Origin of the sequence: Candidatus Collinsella stercoripullorum (assembly GCF_027669965.1) — a bacterium.
Taxonomy (GTDB): Bacteria; Actinomycetota; Coriobacteriia; order Coriobacteriales; family Coriobacteriaceae; genus Collinsella; species Collinsella stercoripullorum.
In genome coordinates this window covers 1-2,577 of record NZ_JAQECM010000092.1, presented here as the reverse complement: position 1 = coordinate 2,577, position 2,577 = coordinate 1, and the positions used below count along the sequence as shown (strand labels likewise).

Sequence of the window (2,577 nt, the reverse complement as noted above, 5' to 3'; positions counted from 1 at the left end):
GACCGGGCTGCCGGCGCCCGCGGGCGGCGCGGTCCGGCGAAGCCGGCGCACGGCGCGGTCCTGCCGCCGCATCTGACGGAGCCGGCGCACGGCGCGGTCGGCCGCCGTGCTAGGATGGGAGGCTGTGAGAACGCGACGGATGCAAGGCGGTGCGCGATGGCGATTCTTCTGGGCTGCGACTCGGTGCGGCTCGATTTCCCGACCAAGCAGGTCTTCGGCGGTGTCACCCTGGGTGTCGACGAGGGGGACCGCATCGGTATCGTGGGGCGCAACGGCGACGGGAAGTCGACCCTGCTGTCGGTGCTCGCCGGGGAGCTCGAGCCCGATTCCGGCCGCGTCACCCACCGGCGCGACCTCTCGGTCGGGCTGCTCGGCCAGCGCGACGCCCTGAGCGACGGGGCCACGGTGCGCGAGGCCGTGGTGGGCGACGCCCCGGAGTACGAGTGGGCGTCCCGCCCCCGTGTGCGCCAGGTGCTCGACGGCCTCATCTCCGACGTGCCCTGGGAGGGGCGCGTGGGGGAGCTCTCGGGCGGCCAGCGCCGCCGCGTGGACCTCGCCCGCCTGCTCATCGGCGATTACGACGTCCTCATGCTCGACGAGCCGACCAACCACCTGGACATGCGGACCATCGACTGGCTCGCCCGGCACCTGCGCGAGCGCTGGGCCGACGGCGCGGGCGCGCTGCTCGTGGTGACCCACGACCGCTGGTTCCTCGACGAGGTCTGCACCTCCATGTGGGAGGTCCACGACGGCAGGGTCGACCCGTTCGAGGGCGGCTACTCCGCCTACATCCTGCAGCGCGTCGAGCGCGACCGCCTCGCCGCGGCGGCGGAGGACCGCCGGCGAAACATGGCGCGCAAGGAGCTCGCCTGGCTCAGCCGCGGCGCCCAGGCGCGCTCGACCAAACCCAAGTTCCGCGTCGAGGCGGCCCGCGCGCTGATCGCGGACGTGCCGCCCGTGCGCAACGAGCTCGAGCTCAAGCGGCTGGCCGTCGCGCGCCTGGGCAAGCAGGTGATCGATGTGCTGGACGTCACCGCGGGCTACGGGGACGTCGCGGACGGCTCGTTCAGGCCGGTCGTGGAGGACGCCACCTGGCTCATCGGGGCGGGCGACCGCTTCGGCCTGCTGGGGGAGAACGGCGCCGGCAAGTCGACCCTGCTGTCGGTGCTCCAAGGTCGCCTGGAGCCCGCGCGCGGCCGCGTGAAGATCGGGCAGACGGTGCGCTTCGGCGTGCTCTCCCAGCAGCTCGACGAGCTCGCGCCGCACCTCGACGAGACCATCCGCGAGGTGCTCTCGCGCTACAAGCGCGTCTACGTGGTGGACGGCAAGGAGACGAGCCCCGAGAAGCTGCTCGAGCGCCTCGGCTTCACCACGCAGCAGCTCTGGAGCCGCATAGGCGACCTCTCCGGAGGCCAGCGCCGCCGGCTGTCGCTGCTGCTCACCATCCTGGAGGAGCCGAACGTCCTGATTCTGGACGAGCCGGGCAACGACCTCGACACCGACATGCTCGCCATCGTGGAGGACCTGCTCGACGGATGGCCGGGGACGCTCATCCTGGTGACGCACGACCGCTACCTCATGGAGCGCGTGACCGACCAGCAGTACGCGCTCGTCGACGGCCGGCTGCGGCACGTGCCCGGCGGCGTGGACGAGTACCTGCGGCTCGTCGGCGAGGGGCGCGCGCAGGCGCGGGGACGGGGCACCTCGTCGCCCGCGGCCGGCGGCGAGCGCCGCGAGCGGGCGGGGGCGGGGAGCCCGGAGGCCGACGCGGGGCTCTCCAACGCCGAGCGGCAGCGCCTGCGCCGCGAGGTGTCGTCGCTCGAGCGCAAGATGGAGTCCCGGCGCGCCAGGGTCGATGAGCTCCGCGCCGCCATGGCGGGGGGCGACCCCACGGATTTCGCGGCGCTCACGGCCAGCCAGCATGAGATCGACGCCGCGTGCGCGGAGCTGGACGAGCTCGAGACCGCCTGGCTCGAGGCCTGCGAGCAGCTGGGGGAGTGACGCGCGCGGGCGGGTGCCCCCCCCGCGACGGCGGGCGGGCACCCGGCTGCGGGCTTCGGGCCGCGGGCGCGGCCGGCGAGACGGGAGGCGACGATGCTCGGCATCCATGTGAACACGCTCAGCAGGGCGCAGCGCGAGACGATCGGCTGCCGCCTGCTCTCGACGGGGGAGCTCCTGGAGCTCCATGCCGCCCTCGACCGCGCCCAGCGCCTGCGCAGGAGGGCCTGGCGCCGCGCGGCCGTCCTCTCCTTCGCGCTGGATGCCGCGCTGCTGGGCATGACCGCGTACGCGGCCGGCCCCACGCCGGCGGTCGCCTTCGCCGCCGTCGCGGTGACGGCGCTTATCGCCGTCTGCCTCGCGGCGGCCTGGGTGATGGCGATCGGGGTGTACGCCGGCCAGTTCAACCGCGCGGTCGAGCGGGGGTACCCCGAGCTCGCGAACCGCTGCCGCCTCTAGGGGCGGCCCGGCATCGGGGAGGTTCCCGCGGCGCTGCTGCGCCCTGACGGCGCGGCACCGGGGAGGTTCCGCGGTGCTGCGGCGCCCCGCGTGCCGGGCACGGCGCCCCGGCGGCGCCCG

General features: G+C 74.8%; 2 protein-coding genes. Both read left to right on the top strand.

Annotation, left to right across the window (positions count from 1 at the left end):
- Window positions 1-156 precede the first annotated feature (156 nt).
- Entirely contained in the window at window positions 157-2,001 is a 1,845-nt protein-coding gene (locus PHA29_RS10420; protein WP_270849571.1) for an ABC-F family ATP-binding cassette domain-containing protein, read from the top strand.
- 93 nt (window positions 2,002-2,094) lie between these two features.
- Complete coding sequence (locus PHA29_RS10415; protein WP_270405898.1) at window positions 2,095-2,457, top strand: hypothetical protein; 363 nt, start codon at window positions 2,095-2,097, stop codon at window positions 2,455-2,457.
- The last annotated feature ends 120 nt before the right edge of the window (window positions 2,458-2,577 follow it).

Bases quoted from the DNA above. Each gene is read 5' to 3' on its own strand.
- PHA29_RS10420 (WP_270849571.1), top strand. From the start codon at position 157: ATGGCGATTCTTCTGGGCTGCGACTCGGTGCGGCTCGATTTCCCGACC.
- PHA29_RS10415 (WP_270405898.1), top strand. From the start codon at position 2,095: ATGCTCGGCATCCATGTGAACACGCTCAGCAGGGCGCAGCGCGAGACG.